This window comes from Spiroplasma sp. ChiS, assembly GCF_002968355.1.
In the GTDB taxonomy this organism is placed as follows: Bacteria; Bacillota_I; Bacilli_A; order Mycoplasmatales; family Mycoplasmataceae; genus Spiroplasma; species Spiroplasma citri.
Map to the genome: position 1 here is coordinate 1 of NZ_PUUH01000188.1, position 978 is coordinate 978.

The window sequence follows — 978 nt, forward strand, 5'->3', positions numbered from 1 at the left end:
TAATAAATAAAGAAGGAGAATAGAAATGAAAAGATTATTAAGTATAATAGGTGCAAATAGAAATGAAAAGATTATTAAGTATAATAGGTGCAATTAGTTTACTAGGAACAAGCACAACAAATGTAGTTGCTTGTAATGCACCACAAGAATATACATCCGAAGAATTAAAAGAACTAAAAGAAAAGAATAAAATAGATACAGCTGATGAAAATATTAAAAATAATTTAGAATGAATAGCACCACAAGAAAAACCATTTAATACAGTTGATAATAAATGATATTATGTAGTATGGCGTAGTAATGAAAAGGATAATTGAAGAATTGTTAAATTTAAAAGTGATAATTTTAAAACTATTGATAAATTCAATAATTTTGAATTGCAATTTTTTCCCCCTAAAAACAAAGTTATTTATGGACTATTAATAGGTGAAAAACAAGACTGAGGATATAAACCAATAAAAATATGGATAGATGATAAAAATAATAGTCATTTTAAATCAGTTTATCGTTGAAATTTAGATACACAAGAACCTGATTTAGTTGTTGATAATGAGGGTAATATAAAAGTTAATGAAGAATAAAAAAGAGATTTAATAATCTCTTTTTGTTTTTTTAATTTGGTTTAATTGTAATTTTAATAGGATTATCACTAGTATTTCCCATATTTAATACACCCAAAGCATTAATATCTATTGTTATATYTTTATCATTACCTMAATATTTTCAATGAGTTATTATTTGTCCTAATAGTTTAGCAAATAATACTTTTACAAATATAATTTTTAATTTCATATCATTTGTATAATATGCTTGTAAATATGTTTCTTTAATTTTATCATTATCGTTATTAGATAATTTTGTTATTTGTAATAAGAATTTAATTATTACTCTATTTTGATAGGCAAAATAGGTATTTGGATAATCTCCACTTGGTAAACCATTAGTTTTACCAGTCTTAAATGTTTGAATATCATTAGT

The 978-nt window shown here is 22.4% G+C and carries 2 protein-coding genes; one reads left to right on the plus strand and one right to left on the minus strand.

Annotated elements, in window-relative coordinates:
- Window positions 1-62: 62 nt before the first annotated feature.
- Window positions 63-581, plus strand: a complete 519-nt coding sequence (locus C6B38_RS05405; protein WP_105298928.1) for a lipoprotein — start codon at window positions 63-65, stop codon at window positions 579-581.
- Window positions 582-612: 31 nt separating this feature from the next.
- Here the strand turns inward: C6B38_RS05405 and C6B38_RS10110 are convergent.
- Window positions 613-978: hypothetical protein (locus C6B38_RS10110; RefSeq protein ID WP_162475892.1), on the minus strand; the 366-nt coding region annotated here is incomplete at its 5' end.